Source organism: Thermostichus sp. MS-CIW-25, from assembly GCF_054060015.1.
In genome coordinates this window covers 45278-63808 of sequence record NZ_JBSSCS010000005.1, presented here as the reverse complement: position 1 = coordinate 63808, position 18531 = coordinate 45278, and the positions used below count along the sequence as shown (strand labels likewise).

General features: G+C 59.2%; 17 protein-coding genes. 7 read left to right on the top strand and 10 right to left on the bottom strand.

The window, feature by feature from the left end; all coding sequences use genetic code 11:
* Positions 1-28 precede the first annotated feature (28 nt).
* The 6 genes from clpX (at position 29) to ACVWZ1_RS03355 (ending at position 7512) form a co-directional block, all read left to right on the top strand.
* Positions 29-1375 (top strand): ATP-dependent protease ATP-binding subunit ClpX, encoded by a 1347-nt coding sequence (gene clpX, locus ACVWZ1_RS03380; protein WP_457466594.1) that lies wholly within the window; start codon positions 29-31, stop codon positions 1373-1375.
* A gap of 70 nt (positions 1376-1445) precedes the next feature.
* Positions 1446-2135, top strand: coding sequence for a potassium channel family protein (locus ACVWZ1_RS03375; RefSeq protein ID WP_414329043.1), 690 nt, complete (start codon positions 1446-1448; stop codon positions 2133-2135).
* An 11-nt stretch (positions 2136-2146) separates the two neighbouring features.
* Complete coding sequence (locus tag ACVWZ1_RS03370) at positions 2147-3619, top strand: TrkH family potassium uptake protein (RefSeq protein WP_457502520.1); 1473 nt, start codon at positions 2147-2149, stop codon at positions 3617-3619.
* Positions 3620-3697: 78 nt separating this feature from the next.
* A complete protein-coding gene (locus ACVWZ1_RS03365) occupies positions 3698-4804 on the top strand; it encodes a phosphotransacetylase family protein (protein WP_457466592.1) in 1107 nt (368 codons plus the stop codon).
* Between the two features lie 465 nt (positions 4805-5269).
* Positions 5270-5770 (top strand): ribonuclease H family protein, encoded by a 501-nt coding sequence (locus ACVWZ1_RS03360; RefSeq protein ID WP_457466591.1) that lies wholly within the window; start codon positions 5270-5272, stop codon positions 5768-5770.
* A 95-nt stretch (positions 5771-5865) separates the two neighbouring features.
* Positions 5866-7512: a DUF3352 domain-containing protein gene (locus tag ACVWZ1_RS03355; RefSeq protein ID WP_457502519.1), complete on the top strand. Its 1647-nt coding sequence runs from the start codon at positions 5866-5868 to the stop codon at positions 7510-7512.
* Positions 7513-7557: 45 nt separating this feature from the next.
* On the opposite strand, the gene ACVWZ1_RS03350 is transcribed toward ACVWZ1_RS03355, so the two are convergent.
* The 7 genes from ACVWZ1_RS03350 to ACVWZ1_RS03320 form a co-directional block, all read right to left on the bottom strand.
* Positions 7558-8301, bottom strand: coding sequence for a response regulator transcription factor (locus tag ACVWZ1_RS03350; RefSeq protein WP_011432966.1), 744 nt, complete (start codon positions 8299-8301; stop codon positions 7558-7560).
* Between the two features lie 68 nt (positions 8302-8369).
* A complete protein-coding gene (locus ACVWZ1_RS03345; protein ID WP_414351954.1) occupies positions 8370-9128 on the bottom strand; it encodes a sensor histidine kinase in 759 nt (252 codons plus the stop codon).
* A 109-nt stretch (positions 9129-9237) separates the two neighbouring features.
* The gene (locus ACVWZ1_RS03340; RefSeq protein ID WP_457502518.1) at positions 9238-10689 is read right to left on the bottom strand and encodes a sensor histidine kinase; all 1452 of its coding nucleotides are present in this window, start codon (positions 10687-10689) and stop codon (positions 9238-9240) included.
* Positions 10690-10859: 170 nt separating this feature from the next.
* On the bottom strand, positions 10860-11846 hold the full coding sequence (locus ACVWZ1_RS03335; RefSeq protein WP_457502517.1) for a pentapeptide repeat-containing protein: 987 nt from the start codon (positions 11844-11846) through the stop codon (positions 10860-10862).
* 141 nt (positions 11847-11987) lie between these two features.
* Positions 11988-13514: a hypothetical protein gene (locus ACVWZ1_RS03330; RefSeq protein WP_457502516.1), complete on the bottom strand. Its 1527-nt coding sequence runs from the start codon at positions 13512-13514 to the stop codon at positions 11988-11990.
* A 272-nt stretch (positions 13515-13786) separates the two neighbouring features.
* Positions 13787-14680 (bottom strand): CoB--CoM heterodisulfide reductase iron-sulfur subunit B family protein, encoded by an 894-nt coding sequence (locus tag ACVWZ1_RS03325; RefSeq protein WP_414356497.1) that lies wholly within the window; start codon positions 14678-14680, stop codon positions 13787-13789.
* Positions 14681-15015: 335 nt separating this feature from the next.
* Complete coding sequence (locus tag ACVWZ1_RS03320) at positions 15016-15681, bottom strand: Crp/Fnr family transcriptional regulator (RefSeq protein WP_414356496.1); 666 nt, start codon at positions 15679-15681, stop codon at positions 15016-15018.
* Between the two features lie 369 nt (positions 15682-16050).
* On the opposite strand from ACVWZ1_RS03320, the gene surE reads away from it, so the two are divergent.
* A complete protein-coding gene (gene surE / locus ACVWZ1_RS03315; protein ID WP_457502515.1) occupies positions 16051-16830 on the top strand; it encodes a 5'/3'-nucleotidase SurE in 780 nt (259 codons plus the stop codon).
* Positions 16831-17151: 321 nt separating this feature from the next.
* Here the strand turns inward: surE and ACVWZ1_RS03310 are convergent, their stop codons facing one another.
* The 3 genes from ACVWZ1_RS03310 to hisH are packed head-to-tail and all read right to left on the bottom strand — an operon-like array spanning position 17152 to position 18494.
* The gene (locus tag ACVWZ1_RS03310) at positions 17152-17361 is read right to left on the bottom strand and encodes a pentapeptide repeat-containing protein (protein ID WP_414328915.1); all 210 of its coding nucleotides are present in this window, start codon (positions 17359-17361) and stop codon (positions 17152-17154) included.
* Entirely contained in the window at positions 17358-17831 is a 474-nt protein-coding gene (locus ACVWZ1_RS03305) for an EVE domain-containing protein (protein WP_457502514.1), read from the bottom strand. The genes ACVWZ1_RS03310 and ACVWZ1_RS03305 overlap by 4 nt, the downstream gene beginning before the upstream one ends.
* Positions 17832-17837: 6 nt before the next feature.
* Entirely contained in the window at positions 17838-18494 is a 657-nt protein-coding gene (gene hisH / locus ACVWZ1_RS03300; RefSeq protein WP_414356491.1) for an imidazole glycerol phosphate synthase subunit HisH, read from the bottom strand.
* Between the last annotated feature and the right edge of the window lie 37 nt (positions 18495-18531).

Sequence of the window (18531 nt, the reverse complement as noted above, 5' to 3'; positions counted from 1 at the left end):
GCCAAGAGCAAGCAGCAACGAGGATCCCATGGCCAAATATGACTCCCATCTAAAGTGCTCCTTCTGCAACAAGTCACAGGATCAGGTGCGTAAGTTGATTGCGGGGCCGGGGGTCTACATCTGTGACGAGTGCGTGGAGCTCTGCAACGAGATTTTGGATGAGGAACTCTACGACGGCAACACTCCTCCTGCTGCCGCCCCTGCCGGCGGCCGGCGTGAAGCTCCTAAAAAATCCTCCCGCAGCCTGCCTTCTCTGGCTCAGTTGCCCAAGCCGCAGGAGATCATGCGCTATCTCGACCAATATGTGATTGGCCAAGAAAAAGCTAAGAAGGTTTTGTCGGTGGCGGTTTACAACCACTACAAGCGTCTGGCTGCCAAGGCCAACCCCGGTAGCGTCGGAGTTTCGGAACTGGATGAGGTGGAGCTACAGAAGTCCAATATCTTGATCATTGGCCCCACCGGCTCCGGCAAAACCCTGCTGGCGGAAACCCTGGCCCGCATGTTGGATGTGCCTTTTGCGGTTGCGGATGCCACCACCCTTACGGAAGCTGGCTATGTGGGCGAGGATGTGGAAAACATCCTGTTGCGCCTGCTGCAGGTGGCGGACATGGACGTAGAAGAGGCCCAGCGCGGCATCATCTACATCGACGAAATCGACAAAATTGCCCGCAAAAGCGAGAACCCCTCCATTACCCGCGATGTCTCCGGCGAGGGGGTGCAGCAGGCTTTGTTGAAGATGCTGGAAGGGACAATAGCCAACGTGCCTCCCCAGGGAGGGCGCAAGCACCCCTATCAAGACTGCATTCAAATCGACACCTCCAACATCCTCTTCATTTGCGGGGGGGCTTTTGTTGGCCTGGAAAAAGTGATCGAGCAGCGCATCGGCAAGAAATCGATGGGCTTTATCAAGCCAGGGGAGCAATTGTCGGTTAGCCGCGAGCAACGTATGGCCAGTGCCCTCAAGGCTTTGGAGCCTGAAGACTTGATCAAGTACGGCATGATTCCCGAATTCACGGGGCGGCTCCCGGTAGTGGCGACTTTGGATCCGCTGGATGAGAAGGCGCTGGAGGCGATCCTGACGCAGCCCAAAAACGCCATTCTCAAGCAGGCGCAGAAGCTGTTGCGCATGGACGGGGTGGAACTGGAGTTTGAACCTGCCGCCATTGCTGCCATTGCCAAAGAGGCTTATCGCCGCAAGACCGGGGCTCGCGCCCTGCGGGCTATTGTGGAAGAGCTAATGCTGGATGTGATGTACGAGGCACCCTCCCGCCGCGACCTAAAGCACATCCGCATCACCGCAGAGATGGTGGAGCGCCGTTCCACCCGCGAGCTGATTCCTCACCCCTCTACGCTGCCCAAGCCTGAGTCGGCCTAGAGTCGCGGCCCTTCCGATCCCTGCTGGATGAACTTATGATCTGTTCTTGAAAGAGGGGGCAGGAGATCCTATGGCAGGGACTGCGTTCCGCTGGCGCGAACGACAGCGGGTGGATCGTGAATATGCGGTAATTGGTCTGGGGCGCTTTGGTTCTAGCTTGGCTCTCACCTTGATGGAGCGAGGGCACAATGTCTTGGGGATCGACCGCAGCCGTGAGATCGTGCAGCGCCTGGCGGATCAGCTGACGCAGGTGGTGGCCCTCGATTCCAGCGATGAAGATGCGCTGCGAGCGGTGGATATCCTCTCCTTCGACACGGTGGTGGTGGCCATTGGCAGCGATTTTGAGAGCAATTTGCTGACGACGGTGGCCCTGAAAAGTCTGGGGGTGCGCAATGTGGTCTGTAAGGCGTCGACCGAGCGGCAACGCTCTATTCTCCTGCGAGTGGGGGCAGATCGGGTGGTGTTGCCGGAGCAAGAGGCAGGGCGCCGTTTGGCTCAGGTGTTGACAGCACCGGGGATCCTAGATCAGCTAGAGCTGGAGCCGGGCTACAGCATTACGGAATTACAGGTGCCGGAGGCGTTGGTGGGCCATACGCTGGCGGAGTCGGATCTGCGTCGCCGCTTCGGCATCACGGTGCTGGTGGTGAAGCGAAAGCAATCGCTGGTGGTCTCTCCCCCCGCAGACTACCTGCTGGAAAAGGGGGATTTGCTGGTGGTTCTGGGGGCCAATACCAACATCTCGCGGCTGAATGAAATGTAGGGAGGGCTCCGATGAGAGAGGGCTCCGTCCCGCTTCCGCGAGAGGAGGGCTCTGAGCGCTTGGTTCCACCGGTACCATCCCGCGCCCGCCACCTGCCGACACCGGGCTCGGCATTGTCTCAGTCCTCTAGGGCCTTTGGGAATCGTCTGCAGTGGTTTTTCGGGGGGGACAGGCGTCGCCCGCTGCCACCGCCATTGCGCCTGGTTGTAGGGTTGGGGCTCTTGGCAGTGGTGGGAACTTTGGTGCTCATGTTGCCGGGGATCGGGCGCGGGGATCCCTTGAGCTGGAATGAGGCGCTGTTTACGGCCATGTCGGCCCTGAGCGTGACGGGGCTCTCGACGATTGTGGCGGCGGAGGATCTCACCCTGTTGGGCCAGATTGTGCTGCTGATCCTGATTCAGATTGGCGGGGTGGGCTTCATGGTGTTGGCGGTGGTGGTGTTTCAATTGATCGGGCGGCGCATTTCCCTCCTCAATCGCTTGGCGCTGTGCAATTCGCTGGGTCTAATCGATCCGGGGGCGATCCTGGAATTGACTCGGCGGGTGCTGCTGGGGGTCACTCTCATTGAGTTGGGGGGGGCTCTGCTGCTCTGGGTGCACTGGCGGGATCTCTATGGGCCGGGGCGGGCAGTTTTTCTGGCTATTTTTCACGCGGTGTCGGCCTTTTGTAATGCAGGATTTGACCTGTTTGGCCGGGAAGGGATCCCTACAGACGGTCTGTCGCTGGCGATTTTGGCCGGTCTGATTTTTATCGGCGGTTTGGGCATCCCAGTTTTGTCGGATTTGTTAACCTGGCCACGGGGCCACCGCCCCTCTCTGCACACCCGGATTACCCTGGGCGTGGTGGTGGTTTTGCTCTGCACGGGCGGCATTGGCTTGTTTTTGGGAGAGAGCTTGCCCGGCGGATCCCTGCTGGAGGTAAGCTGGCCCCGCCGCTTGGGCCTGACGTTTTTTCAGTCGGTTTCTGCCCGAACGGCTGGGTTTGCCGGGATCCCCATTGAGGATTTGACCCCGGCAAGCCAGTTGCTGCTGATGGCTCTCATGTTTATTGGGGCAGCCCCAGCTTCTATGGGGGGCGGCATGACCACCGGCACCTTGGCGGTGTTGGTGTTGGCCCTCTGGGGCTATGCCCGCGGTTTGCCCAGCGCTCAGATTGCCGGGCGCAGCTTGGATCCCTCCATGGTGCGCAAGGCGGCAGCGGTGTTAACGGTTTCTCTGTTTGTGGTATTGTTGGCGGCTTGGTTGATTTTGCTGACCCACAGTAACAGTAGGTTGGATCCGGTGTTGTTTGAAGTGATCTCCGCCTTTGCCACCTGCGGCCTCTCGACGGGCTTTACCGGGGAGCTCAACTGGTTTGGCCAACTGATCATTGTGCTGGTGATGTTCTGGGGCCGGTTGGGGGCATTGACGATTGTCTTGGCCTTGGCTCAACAACAGCCCCGCCCGTTGGTAACCTACCCTGAAGAGTCGATCCTAATCGGTTAGTCCAGAACTGAGGAGAGAGCAGCCTCCGTTAGACTGAGTAAGGGATCCCTTCGTCCCTCTCGTTACCGGGAGCCATCCGTGTCCAAGTTCCTTTTAATTGGTTCTACTGAGCCCTTCAGCGGTAAGTCGGCTGCCATCTTGGGTTTGGCCAAGCATCTGCAGCAGCAAGGGATAAAAGTCACCTATGGGAAGCCCATCGGTTCTTGCGAGCGGGAAGATTGCTCGCTGGAAGGGGGCGATCCGGATATGCGCTTTGTGGCGGAGTCTCTGCGGCTGACGATGGATCAAATGCCGCCGATGCTGCTCCGGCTCAACGAAGAGGCTTTGCTGGCTCAAATGAAGCGAGCTCCCGGGGATCCAGCTCCAGAGTGCCCGGTTGCCCCTCTGTTGGAGTTTGTCCAGCGCTCCCCTGCCGATTTGGTGCTGCTGGAAGGCCCAGCCGATCTTTACGAGGGGGAATTGTTTGGCCTGTCGCTGGCCAAGATGGCCCAAGCCCTGGATGCTCCGGTACTGCTGATCAGTCGCTACCATTCCTCCTTGGCTGTTGATTCTCTTCTCTTTGTCCATCGTCAACTGGGATCCCGCTTGGCAGGCGTGCTGCTGAACGATGTGCCACCTGACCAAATGCAACCGGCAAAAACGATCATTCGGCCTTTTTTGGAGGGACACGGGATCCCGGTGCTGGGGATTTTGCCCTCCCATCGCATTTTGCGCAGCATCAGCGTTGGGGAGTTGGTGCGGCAACTGGGTGCCGAGGTGCTCTGCTGTCCGGATCGGATGGACCTGATGGTTGAAGACATTGCGGTAGGGGCGATGAACGTCAACTCGGCCTTGAAGTACTTCCGTAAGCTGGATCACAAGGCGGTGATCACCGGCGGAGACCGCACCGATATTCAACTGGCCGCCCTAGAAACTTCCACCCTCTGCCTGATCTTGACCGGCAAGCTCCCTCTGGATCCCCGCATTCGGTCTCGAGCAGAAGAGCTGGAAGTGCCGATTCTCTCGGTGGATCTGGACACCTTCACCACCATCAACCGCATCGAACGGGTTTTTGGGCAGATTCGCCTACACGAGGAGGTGAAAGTCCGCTGCATCCAAGAGCTAATGTCAGCAAATTTTGACTTTTCCCGTCTCTATGCCCATTTGGGCTTAACACAACCCCTAGTGTCGGCGGCAGGTGCGTAGGATAAAGTCATTAAGGCTTCTCTACATCTGGTGTCTAAATAGGTAGTTCTCCGAGAGCGAGCACTATACCTGATCAAGATGAAATAAGCTCAGTTTTGACGCGCTGGTCTCTAGTGTCTGATGCTTTCCAGTATCTGCAATGATTTCTGCAAAAAAACGCAGGGATCTATCGCCGGTTTGGCCTACTCACCGAATTCGAGAGATATCATGCGAGTATTCATCACCTCAACACACCACTCCTCCCCCAGATTTTCTGGGGGTTTTTGTTCGTACTGTTTTTAACCTTGTGCGTCAGTGTCACGTAAGCTGATGTTGACGGGGTTTATGCTGCTAATAGTGTGAAACAAAGCTTTTCTGAAGCTGAATACACTAAACAGTGGTGCCGGCACGCCCTTCTGCAATAAGATGCAGTGTCTGTTGTCGAGCCGGGATCCCAAATGTTGCCGTTAGCGCCGGATGAGCACCATGACCAAGGTTTCACGGATGCACAGCCGCAAAGGAGCGGGCCCCAGCCGTCTGGTTGCCTGCCCCCACAGTGGCATCTTCACCGACGGGGGATGTTCTCCCAATCCGGGGCCAGGGGGATGGGCTGTGGTGGTGGTTCAAGATGATCAAATTGTGGAAGAGTTTTGGGGAGGGGATCCCGATAGCACCAGCAACCGCATGGAACTGACCGGCTTAATTCGGGCTTTGCGGTATTGCCGTGACACCCAAGGCAACAGCGTGGACACCATCTACAGCGATTCCCACCTCTGCGTGCAAACCTACAACCGTTGGATGTCGCAGTGGGCAGCGCAGGGGTGGCGGCGGCGCACAGGCCCGGTGGAAAACCTGGATTTGATCCAGGAACTGTATCGGCTAAAGCAGCAGTGCCCTCAGGTGCAGGTGGTTTGGATCCAGGCTCACGAAGGGTTGCGCTGGAACGAGTACGTGGATGAGTTGGTCGCTCGCGCCCGGCCAAAGTAACAATTTCTACATATTCCGATGTATGAGGCTGCGATCACAGACAGGCTCTGAGTCCATCGCCTATCCTCAAGAGGACGGCTCGTCGCAGGTGTGATATGAAGACCCAACTTCAGTGCCGGTTTCGTCCTCTCTCCCTTACGTTGATGGCGGTGGGGGGCTCTTGGCTCCTGGGATCCTGCCAACTCAGAGGGCCACAGGTACAGTTGCCCGGCGATGTTCTGCCGGAAACCGCGCTGGTTCCCCAGTCGGCGCCCCTGGTGCTGACCTTTTCTACCCAACCGGAAGAATCTTTTCGCACTCACCCTGACCTTTTGGCCCAGTGGGAGAGCTGGACGGCAGAAGCTTTGGCTGAAACCGGCAAGGAGTTCTCTCGGGAAGAGATGCAAGCTTGGGCTGGCGAGCAATTCACGATGGCAGTGGTGATCCCCAATCTGGTGCCCGGAGCTGCCGAGCCGGTGCCTGGGATCCTGTTTGGAGCCAGCACCCGCAACGCTGATTTGTCTGGGCAATTCTTGGCCCAGGTGCGGCAACAGGCAGCAGCAGAAGGGGCCAACTTCGAGCAGCGCCAGGAGCAAGGGGTCACCTTGTATGTGCAAACCAACGGAGAGCCGGGCGAGCGATGGGTAACTGCTGAGTTTGGCAACCGCTTTGTGGCGGTGGCCAACGACCCGAGGGTGATGCAGCAGGCGATTGCTGTGTATCGCGGCGAAGCAGAGCCGATTGGCCGCTCCGAAAGTTTCCGCACCGCCGTTGGCGATCTCTACAAGAAGAGCGGCACGCTGGCCTTTGCCTACTTCAACTTCCAGGCTTTGCAGGAGGATCCCGAGTCTTTCCAAGACTGGATGCAGGATCTGGATCCGGCGACGCTGGGATCCCTGCAACCCCTGCGCTCTTTGGCCATGGCTGCCCACTGGCAGGAGCAGGGCCTGCGGCTGCGCATGTTGACCCAGACCGATCCGAAAACCCAGGGGCAGGGAGGGTGGCAACCGGCTCGCGGCGAACTTATTCAGCGGCTGCCCGGCAATGCCCTGGCGGTGCTGACCACCCAACAGATCGCCCAGCGCTGGCAAGCCGTTGTGCCTGAGCTGGAGAAAGATCCGCCGGTCAAAGAGTCGTTAGAGGAGCTGCGGGCTGAGTTTCGCGCCAATACTCGCTTGGACTTGGAAAAAGATCTGCTGGCCTGGATGGATGGGGAGATGGCCTTGCTGGTGGCACCGGATGCCCAGGCCCATCCGCTGTTGCAGGGCATGGGAGCAGCCCTGGTGATCGAGACCAGCCAAAAAGACAAGGCCAACGCGGCCCTGACTCAGTTGGATCGGCTGGCCCAAGAATCGGGAGTAGGGGTAACGGAAGCCGGTGGGCAGGTGATCTGGGCGGATCCCTTGTTTAACCGCCCGCTTTTGACCCGCGCCTGGGAAGGCAACTATTTGATCGTGACCAGCAGCACGGCGGCGCTGCAAACCCTCGCCCAACGCCAGGGCAATTTGCTTCCCCAAACCGAGCCGCTGAAAACCCTCTACGATCAGTTGCCCAAGCCCAACTACGGCTACTTTTTGCTGAATTGGCAAGGGATCCGAACAGTGCTGGAGGCCACACTACCGGGTGGTTTGGCAGGCTTGGAGCCGGAGGCCCGTGAGCTGCTGACCCGCATCGATGGGCTGGGGATTACCAGCTACCCTGCCGGGGATCACGCCTTTGGGGTGGAGCTGCTGGTCACCGTGCCGCCCAAGCCACAGCCGTAAGCTCTTTCCCCCCTCTCCCTTGGGGAGAGGGGCTGGGGGTGAGAGCTACAGCCGAATCAAGCCATAGGTGAGAGCATAGCGCACCAGCTCGGTGCGGCTGCTGGTGCCTGTCTTGTTCAGCAGGCGGGTGACGTATTTTTCCACGTTGCGCACGCTGGTTTGCAGCTGCTTGGCAATCTCCTTGTTCATCAGCCCTTCTGCCACCTTCTCCAACACCTGTTGTTCCCGCGGCGTCAGCTCTACCTTGATGGGTGGGGGCAGGGGGGTGGGGGCAGAGGTCTGGGCAGGCGTGGCTGTGGCAAGGGTGCGCTCCGACAGCAGGGCGCGAATCGAGGCCAGCTCGCGGGCCACCACCTCCGAAGGGCTGGCAGCGCGGGATCGCTCAATGAGATTGGAGACGATGGCCACCAGCTCCTCCGGATCGAAGGGCTTGGGCAAATAGGCATCGACACCGGCCCGGTAACCCTGGATGCGGTCGGCGGTCATCCCCTTGGCGGTGAGGAACACCACCGGCAGATGGCTGTAGGGCTCGAGTTTTCGCAGTTGGGCCAAAAATTGATAGCCATCCATGCCCGGCATCATGATGTCGGAGATGATCAACTGAGGCTGGGCCGTGCTGAGCAGTTGCAGAGCCTGCTGGGCGTTGGCCGCCGGGATCACCTCAAAGCCGCTGTCCTCGAGGTAGGCTTGCACCGCTTCCCGTAAGCCGGGTTCATCATCTACTAGCAGAATGCGGGCTGCTGGACTGGCAGCAGGGGGTTCGGGTTTGGCTGGGGGAGAAGAGGCCATCTGCAGCTCCTGGGTAGCGTTCAAGCGTTTGGCGGCACCTGCCATCCCATATCTCTACAATCTTCCTACTAACCTGTGGGCAATCTCAGGCGAAAACAGGAGCCTTGGGGGGAGCTTTCCACCTGGAGATCTCCGCCCATCCGGGTGGCCAGGTCGCGGCTAATGGCCAACCCCAGCCCCTGCCCTGGCTTAGAAAGATCTGCCCGAAAAAAGGGATCGAAGATCCGCTCCAGGTTCTCAGGGTGGATGCCGGGGCCATTGTCACAGACGGCAACGAACACTTCCCGTTGCGAAGCAGTTGAGGGATCTTCACCCAACTCCACCCTCAGCCGGATCTCACCTGGGGGCGGGGTGTACTTGCAAGCGTTGTCGATCAAGTTATCAAGCACCTGCCGCAGGGCACGCGGATCGGCTTGTACAGGGGGTAGGGAAGGGGGCAGGACGGCTTGAAAGTGGTGTCCCTGGGTTTCGGCCAAGGCTTGATAGATGGGAATCCACTCCCGCAGCAGGTCGGCCAAGGAGAGGGGCTGAAGCTGGAGGGGGGCCGGGATCCCGTCCAAACGCTCGAACTCCGCCAGCAGCTCCTGCAAATGCTTGCATTCCTGTTCAATGCTCAGGCCAATCCAGTGGTTGCGATCCTCGGGGGGCAAGCGTTTTTGCAATAACTTGGCCAGCGTGCTCAGGGCGGTGAGAGGATTGCGCATTTCGTGAAGCAAAGTGGAAAGCTGCTGGGCAGAAAGAGTGACCCCCTTGACCTTGGGTTCTCCGGCTCCGCAGACGGGTTCAGGCTCTGGATGGTGTTCAGCAACTTTTCTGGCTCTCGGCATGGATCCAATCTCTAGACTCTCCCGGCGCTGGCAGATCGATCCTAGCCCTACCTCCCCTGCAATCCGCCATATCAATCCTGAGACGCTATCGGGATCCCAACCGGGTGGCTTATAGCTGGCGGGGCAGGTAGATGTTGAGAATTTCCCCCCGACGGGCGCGATGGCGCACGGTGAGGTAGCCCCCCAAGGCGCGGAACAGAGTTTGGGTGACGGGAAGGCTGAGGCTTACTGCACCTGTGTCCGGCTGCACGACCAACAACTGCCCAATGGCCTGAGGGGATTTGGGCTCTGCGGCAGCAGCGACGTTGTTGTCCTCAGGGGTGTTGACCTGAAACTGGAGTTTGACCAGTTCCCCTGCGCTGACCAACTGGGCGCGAATGTGGCTGCCAGCCGGGGTGCTGCGGGCAATGCGGTCGACCATGCCGAACAGCACCGCTTCCAGCGCCTTGGGATCGCTGACCACATCCGGCAGCTCATCGGGAATCTCCAGCTCCAGTTGGGATCCCCGCCGTTCCACCTGCTCCTGCCAGCGAGGCAGATTTTGCCGCACCAAGTCCACCAACGCAATGGGCTCTAGCTGAAGCCGACGCCCCTCCTGTGGGGTAGCAGCGGGCATCACCGTTTCTGTAGCCTGGAAAAACAGCCCGAAGCGGTTGATTTGCTCAGTACATTCGCGGTCAATTTTCTCCACGTATTCCCGTACCCGCGACGGCAGATCGTGCCGCTTCAGGATGAGACTAACCAAGGTGCGGATGGTGCTGAGGGGCGTCTGGATCTCGTGGATGAGAGCCCGCAACAGTTCTGCCTCCGAAAGGCTGTTCTGTTGGCCTTGACCGGCAGGCTGGCCATGGGAAGGAGGAGACCGCCGCTTCTGCCAATCTTCTGGCCGGGTTGTGGGCGCAGGGGAGTTCTCGGCTCTGGCGGGGGGTAAGCGAGCGGGCGGGGATCCCGACTCGGCCAGGTTTCCCAGCAGAAGAAGGCTGCTGAAGCGGGCCAGCACCCGCACATGAGGCTCCATGAGGGGATGGTGCTTGATCAGCTCCTGCCAGAAGGGCAAGCGATCCGGCCTACCCTGTTGAACCCGCTGCTCTAGGATCTGCCAAGCCCGATGCACCACTTCCGGCTCAAAAGACACCATCATCCCCCTCTGCCGCGTGTGGGGGTGATGCCCTTGGGCGGCCACCACCGAAAAAACAGGGGTGAGCACCAGCAAAAAAGGCTCCTCCACCAGGGGATCCCGCGGCAGGAGAGGGATCACCGTCTGGCCAGGGGTCAGGATTGACTCAGGGGACAGATCGGGGGTAAACAGCCAGGGGGCTTCACGGGCCGGCTCCCGCAGCTTCAGGTTTGGCTCTGGAGCGTCGATGGGCGACGGCAGTTGGGGCAGCGGCTCCCGAACCACCCAGGGGGGCCACCAAGACACCGGCCCACCGATCACCACTCCAAACTGTCCAACCTCTTGCCAGAGCTGGAGCAGAGCTGCCACTGTCTGCTGCCACGAGCGCTCTCCTGCCCCCGGCAACCATTCCGGCAAGGGCAGATCGGCCCACAAAGCTTCCATCAAAGACAGAAATCGGCGGCTGTTCACGGATCCTGCTGACCCATCCTTCCCCTGTAGGGTAACGGCTGTGGCTCCTCTGCGGCAGGGGAAAACCTCACCTTTTCCAGGGCGGATCCCCGTCTTAGCCAGTGATAAGAATCCTCGTCTTGTGAGGCGGCGAGCCGGTCAAATCAGCCTATCCGTCCATCCAGCAGGGTTGCCCCGCGCAAATTGGCCCCGCTGAGGTTGGCTGTGCTCAGATCGGCTCGGGTTAGGATCGCGCTGCCGAGATCGGCATTTTCCAGATTGGTGCGGCCCAAATAGGCGTCCACCAGGTTGGCATACCGCAAATCGGCCCCGGCCAGATTGGCCCGACTGAGATCCGTCCGCGCCAGTTTGGCCGAGCACAAAGAACTCGCGGAAAGATCGGCCCCGGCCAGATCCGCCTCGCTTAAGTTGGCCTCTGTCAAATTCACCTGGCGAAGTATCGCCTCCTTCAAGTTGGCCCGCGCCATCTGCGCCCCTTGCAGGTCTGCCCCCAAAAAAGAAACCCCCCTCAGGTCGGTCTCGCTCAGGATGGCCCCTTGCAAACGGGCTTGCTGCAGATTGGCCCCTTGCAAGTTGGCTTTGATCAGACTGGCCTCTTTCAGGTTGGCCCCGCTCAGGTCGGCCCGCGTCAAATCCGCTCCCGACAGGTTGGCTCCGCTGAGATCGGCGCGGCTGAGGTTGGCGTTGCGCAGTACCGCTCCCCGGCGGCTATCGAAACGGAGATTGGCCCCCCGCAGGCAAGCCCCTCCCAAGTTGGCACTGGTGAGGTTGGCCCAACGCAAATCCGCATCCAGCAGGTTGGCATCGATCAACAGAGCCAGCGTCAGGTTGGCCCCATGCAAATCTGCCCCTTGTAGGGTGGTGCCGTGCAACTGGGCATCCCTGAGATCCGCCTCGCTCAAGTCCGCCTGGCTGAGGTTGGCCCCCCCGAGGTTAGCCCCGACGAGGTTGGCCTTCTGCAGCTTGGCCCGCCCCAAGAAGGCGAAGATCAAGTTGGCGCTGTGCAGGTCTGCTTGGGAGAGATCCACCCCGATCAAATCGGCCCGGCTCAGGTCGAGGGCGGCCAGGTTTTCGCCCGCAAAGTTGGTTCGTCCTGCCCGGTAAAGCCGGAGCAGATCCTTGGCGTCCATAGATGGAGGGGGGAGAGCTCAGAGAAGCGAGAGGGGATCCAAACTAGCGGCCATTCTAGAAGAAAATCAAGGCGTTTCCCCAACACTCGGCGCGGCTGATCGTGAGTGTTGAACGGGATCCCCGAACAGCGGGTTTGAGCTTCAAACCAGCCCGAACAGACGGCGCTCTGCCTCCTCCATGCGATCCAAGAAAGCAGCAAATTTGGTGGAGATCTCCCCCACTTCCTGCAAAAAGGCGCGTAGTGTTTGGTACTTGAGAACCAAGGCTTCCTCTAGGGTGCAGGTTTGGAACTGCTCATCCAACGCCTTGCCCAACTCGCTCAGGGCCTGTTCGATAGCAGCTTTGACAGAGCCGACGCTGCGCCGCACCAAGCGCATCACCTCCTGCTCCAACTGCGGCTTTTGCCGGGCCAGCTCGCTGCTGGCCAAGACTTGTCTCAGGGAAGCATAGGGATCCGCAAGGTTGGTGGGCACCTCAGTGATCGCCTCCGGCAAAGCGTATTCCCCACTGCTGACGTGAGGGGGCTGCACCAAGCGCCACTCCGATTGTTCTAGCTTTTTCAAGATCCCCATGAACATCGCAGCGGATCCCTCGACATCCCTCAAGAAGCCGCGCAGCACCTGATGTTTGAGCGTCAGATATTGGGCGGGATCCTCATCCTGTAGCCCTTCGTCCAGGGCATTGCCCAACTCGCTCAGGGTATTCTCGATGGCAACCATCAGGGATCCGGCGCTGCGATGGAGCAGTTGGCAGCAGGGCTCTGGGAGCTCCTGTTGCAGGTCAGAAGAGGGGGCGGGTGGTGTTGCCGGGGTCGCAAAAGCCGAAAGCTCTGCAGGCTCTTCCTCATCCTCTGGGATCCCAGCGTCAATCCAAGTCATGGAACCGGACAAGGACTCTGTCCTGCCGGCACGAACGGCATCTTCCGTATTCAGCCAATCCAGATCGGCAGAGGGGAGCTCGGCAGCCAACCCTCCAGCGGCGACCGTTTCCGGGGGCACCTCAACGTAAAGAGGCTTCAGCATCTGCAGCACGGCGTTGGCGGCTTGGCCATCCTGATCCGGCTCCTGCAACTGCTGCACCGCCTCCTTCAGCCGGGTTTCCAGTTCTTGGGGGGAGTGGCAGGCATCGTAAAGGGCTCTGAGCAGTTCGTCCAGGCTGTGGCGTCGCAGGGCGGCCAACCCTTGCAGGGTGGGCTCTATTTTGTGGTACAAAGCCGTGAACAGAACCAGCTTGGCCCGCAAAGGACTGGTTTGCCGCATCACCCCTGCCCGCAACTCGAAGGGATCATAGTCTTGCTTTTGCAGTTGCAGACCGCCATATTCCAAGGACAAAACAGGCGAGGGCGTAGCCCAAACTGAGGGATCCGCTTGAGGCTGTTGATACAGAGGCTGTAGCTTGTTCAGCAGCATCTTGGCGACGCGGGCATACTCGGCTTTTTTGTTGATGCGGCTGATGGCCTCTCGAAAGCGTTGGCCCAAAGCATCAAGGGTAGCGTGCTCACGGCAAAGCTGCTCCAGCAGGGCTTTCAGATCTATCTGGCTCAACTTGCTGACATCGCCTTCCCATGTGCTGGTGCAGGCAAAGTAAACCAGCTTTTTCACTCGGTCTGCGTACCCGCCCTGCTGCACTTCTTGCACAACAAGGCCAAAGGGATCCGAGACTACCATAGGGAGCTGCCAAGCAGGAGTAGGTGAATTTAAGAGGAACTTTGCGGTTTTTGAACAGGGACGGGTACCTTGCTGGGCAGAATAGCATATCCTTCCCAGGCAGAACCCACCTGATGTTTGCCCAGGGATCCCCCAGCCATCAAGTGGGATTTGGCGGATTTTGCGCCTTTCTTGATCCGGATTGAAGAGTAAGTGGGCTCGCCTTCACCCAAAAGATAGGTCTGTGTTGGCTGCAGTCGGTGTTGCCGGAAAAAGGCAGAGAGGTTGGAAGATCAGCAGCCTATTTTCTGCAGGGCTTTTTCCACCTGCACCACATGGCGGTTCAGTCCCAAGTTTTTCGCCGGGATCCCCAGGGCCAGGCCCACCAATTGTGGCAAATGCAGGATCGGGATCCCCAGCTTGCGCCCGATCACCTCTTCCACCTCCGGCTGCCGAGAGTCCAAGTTGAGGTGACACAGGGGACAGGGGGTGACCAAACAATCCGCTCCCGCCTCTATGGCCTCCAGAAGATGCCGGCCTGCCATCGAGAAAGACTGCTGCGGGGCATAGCTGGAAATGGGCCAGCCGCAACACTGGGTGCGCCCGCGATACCAAACAGGGGTGGCCCCCAAACGCTCGAAGAGATCCTCCATCAAACGGGGATCCCGTGCCACATCAAAGCGGGAGATGTCGTAGGCCCGCAACAGATAACACCCGTAGAAGGCAGCGCAGCGCAGCCCCAAGAGGGGCCGCTTGACCTGTTGGGCCAATCGCTCCAGGCCGTAGTCATGAACCAGCACCCACAGCAAATGGCGCACATCGCCTGTGCCCTGGTAACGGCTCTCACAGCCCCCTTTCTGGCACAGGGCTTGCACCTGGTGAAAGTACTCTGGATTCGCGGTTTTCGCAGCTTTTAACTTTTCATTCACGCGGCCCAACACCCCCTGACAGGTGCTGCAGTGGGTGAGCATCGGCAACCCCAGCGCCTCGGCCAAAGCCAGGTTGCGGGCATTTACCGTATCTTCCAGCAGCTCCGATTCTTCTTTGAAGGTGCCAGAACCACAGCAAGAAGCAGCCTCCAGCTCCACCAGTTCAATGCCCAGATGCCGCGCAATCTGGTCGGTGGAGTCGTACAGCTCACGACAGGCCCCTTGGGCCACACAGCCGGGGTAGTAGGCGTAGCGCAAAGGTGAAGGAACAACAGCGCCGACATTCTCCCTGCCCTAAATGGCAAGGATTCTTTCCCAGGTTGCAGGATGACTCCTACTTCCTGGGCTACACCACCTTTGCAAGTGGTGAGGGATGCTATGACCCCAACTACTGGGATGAACTCCCAGATACTTTCCCTGTTGACACTGCGCCATATTCAAGTTGGCGGAGTTCATTCAACACCATAGCACAAAGCCGACCTGGTTGCGTCAGCGGGCCGTAGGCCTTAGGGCGGGGCTGGCAACCCAGTTTTCTTGGTCAGCAGTGCAGTTTTTGACAGGGTGCCGTAGGCATAACGCTTTAGACAGCAGGGCTAGGCGCTGGCCGCCTTCTTCGGAGTGGGCTGGAGCTTCACCCCGTTGGGAATGCAGATTAAGTTTTGATCCAGCACCTGCACAAACCCTTTCGAGCGCAGGGATCCCAGAAGGCGAGTCACCGTCACACGAGTGGCCCCAATGGCATCCCCAATCTGGGCGTGGGTAAGGGGCCAGGGAAGATACATCCCCTGTTCACAGGGCTGCCCATACTCCTCGATCAACAGGCTCAAAAAGCCCTTGAGGCGGTCGATGGCGCGCCGTTGGCCCAAGTTTCCCAACCACAGCAGCTTCCGTTGCAGTTGCTGGCGAAAGTTTTCCTGGACTTTCTGGTGCAAGTAGGGCCACTGCTCCAGGTCTTGCCAGTAGAACCACATCACCGTGGTGCGGTCGGCGTGGGTGCAGGCTTTTAACTCAAAGCGCTCTGGGTTGCTCAGCTCAAAGGGAAACCCAGCCGTGATAAACCCAACAAAGACCTCCCGCCGCTCTGGAGTTTGGCTGACCAAGCGCACCACCCCCTCTTGGGTGATGTACACCAATCCCGGACGGGTGGGGATGCGCACGTCTTTGGGAAAGGTGCGACAGCGGTAGTGCTCCTCGGCCCACTGGCAAAGCTCACGCCATTCCTGAGCCTCTGTTGCCGATGTGATGGAAACAAGTGACATGAGATCAACTTCCTGTCGCTCGAGCGACCTGATGGGTTTTACAGACTCCCCAGCTTTGCCCCGCTGTTCGCTTTAGCGGGAAGGAGTCTCAAGGGGATATGGATGAGGAAACAGCAAGATGCAAACAAGAAGGCACAACAAAGAGGAAGGAAACCGCAGGGTTTACTTTACCTTAGCTTCATAATGGCACTTGACCTCATGGGGTGACATTGTGTTCCTACTGATATTGTTCGAAAGGCTACGTCCAATAATAACCTCAAGAGGCCGTGAATTTTCAGATTTCGTCGCTGAACTTGGCTACCTGAGGGATCAGAGCGGATCGTTGGGTCAGACTGGTGTATGTCTAAGGGCGGGTGTGGGGTGGCTGCGATGAACATTCTCATCAGCAACGATGATGGCATCCAGGCGGCGGGGGTACGTTGTCTGGCCGCTGCTCTGGCTCGGCTGGGCGCACATCGGATCACGGTGGTCTGTCCGGATCGGGAGCGCTCGGCCACCGGCCATGCCTTGACGTTGCACAAGCCGCTGCGGGTGGATCCGGTGCGGGAAGGATTTCCCCCAGGAGTGCAGGCCTGGGCCTGTTCGGGCACACCTTCCGACTGTGTCAAGTTAGGTCTGGACGGGCTATTGGATCATCCTCCCGATTGGGTGATTTCCGGCATCAATCAGGGAGCCAATCTGGGCACCGACGTGCTCTACTCCGGCACCGTATCGGCAGCGATGGAAGGGCTGCTGGAAGGGATCCCCAGTTTGGCGGTGAGCCTGGCCAGCTTTACCCATCAGGATTTTCAGCCGGCAGCGCAAGTGGTGCTGACGTTGCTGGAGAAACTGAGCTTGAAGCCCTTGGGGGAGCCCATGCTGTTGAATGTGAATGTGCCGCCATTGTCGGCTGCCGAGATGCGCGGCATGGTTCTAGCTCCTCTGGGCTGGCGCAAATACACCGATATCTACGAGAAGCGGGTGGATCCGCGCGGCAAGGCCTACTACTGGCTGGCAGGAGAGGTGGTGGAAGAGGGGGTGGATCCCCGCTCGGATGTGCGGGCCGTTGCGGAAGGCTATGTATCGATTACGCCCCTGCAGCCGGATCTGACGGCCTACGCGGCCTTTGATAGCTTACAGCGCTGGGGGCTCTCAGCTTTTGGCTCATGAATTGTGACATCCTCCCGACGCTGACCCTACGGGTACAGTGCGGGCTTCCTAACCTCGCGGTTAGGCATTCCTGCCCCACGCCACTTATCTAGGTCATAGACCCCCGACAGACCGACTTGGCAGGCGGTTTCCGTTCCCCAGAGTCCCTGGGTACTATACTGCATTGTTGCACAGGCCATGGCTGATGGTAAATACTTGTCTTATCCCATCGAGAGAATCGACAAGTGCGGGGAGTCCATGTATCCCGACGCTGATGCTTTGCATACAGCGCGGGACTTATAGCTCCCCGCGCCCCTCCTTTGTTAAGCCGGTGAGCTGGAGTCAGCGCCGAACAATGTCATCCCCTCCAAATTTTGGGTCGAACTCGGCGGGAAAGCGGGTGTTGGCACTGTAGATTGCCCCTTCCAGAAAAGCGCTCTTTAGGTTGTCCATCGACAGATTGGCCCCTCGCAAATCCGCCCCCGTTAGATCCGCCCCACTTAGGTCGGCGCCACGCAAATTGGCCCCACTCAGGTTGGCCTCGCCCATCATAGAGGAGACTGCGTAGAAACTCCCATCAGCGCCAGCAATCGTTTCGCCACCCCTTCGGCAACCGGCATGACCGACAGTCGCGTGCCCCGTCGTACTACTTCCAGCTCCTCTGGGGTGAAGGTGTCTCGCAATTCAGCCAAAGGGATCAATCGCCCAAAGGCTGAGACAAACCGCACTCGCACCGTATGCCAGCGGGGATCCTCGCGGGTAGATTTGGGATCATAGTAGGGGCTGGCAGGGTCGAATTGGCTGGGATCCACCACGTGGGTTTCCAGGATCTCCATCAAACCGGCAATTCCGGGTGGCTCGGCATTGGAATGGTAGAAAAAGGCGCGATCCCCAGGCTGCATTGCCTTCAGATAGTTGCGGGCTTGGTAGTTGCGCACGCCATCCCAAAGGGTTTGGCCCTCCCGCTGCAAATCCCAGATGCTATAGATGCTGGGCTCAGATTTCATCAGCCAATAGTTCATGGGGCACTAGGCTCTGGGAGCAGATAAGGGGGAACAACGGGCAACAAACTCGACAAAGTTGCGCAGCATCTTCAAGCCGTAGGGGCCGGACTTTTCTGGGTGAAATTGGGTAGCAAACAAGGTGCCGCGGGCAATAGCGGCTACACAGGTTTGGCTGCCGTGTTGGGTGGTAGCAGCCACCCAGGCTGGATCGCTGGGCACACCGTGATAGGAATGGACAAAATAGGCCCAGGTTTGATCGGGGATCCCTGCCCAGAGGGGAGAGTGGGCTTGGGTGAGTTGCAGTTGATTCCAGCCCATGTGAGGGATGCGCAGGCCCGCCTCTGGCCGAAAGCGCTGCACCCGTCCGGGCACGATGCCCAGCCCCGGTTCCACCCCCTCTTCGCTGCTCTCAAACAAAACCTGCAAACCAATGCAAATGCCCAAGAAGGGCTGCTGCCGCTGCACCGCCTCCCGGATGGGATCCACAAAGCCTCGCTCTCGCAACTGCTGCATGGCCGGATCAAAAGCCCCATCTCCCGGCAGGATGATCCCGTCGAAACGCTCCAGCCCGACCGGCTCTGTTACCAGATGCACCTCTGCCCCGGCACGCTCCAAGCCTTTGCAAGCCGAATGCAAGTTTCCGGCATCATAGTCGATTACCGCCAGGCGCACAGCTCCCATGGGATCCCTCCTCGTGAGGAGTTTCGGAGTCTATCAG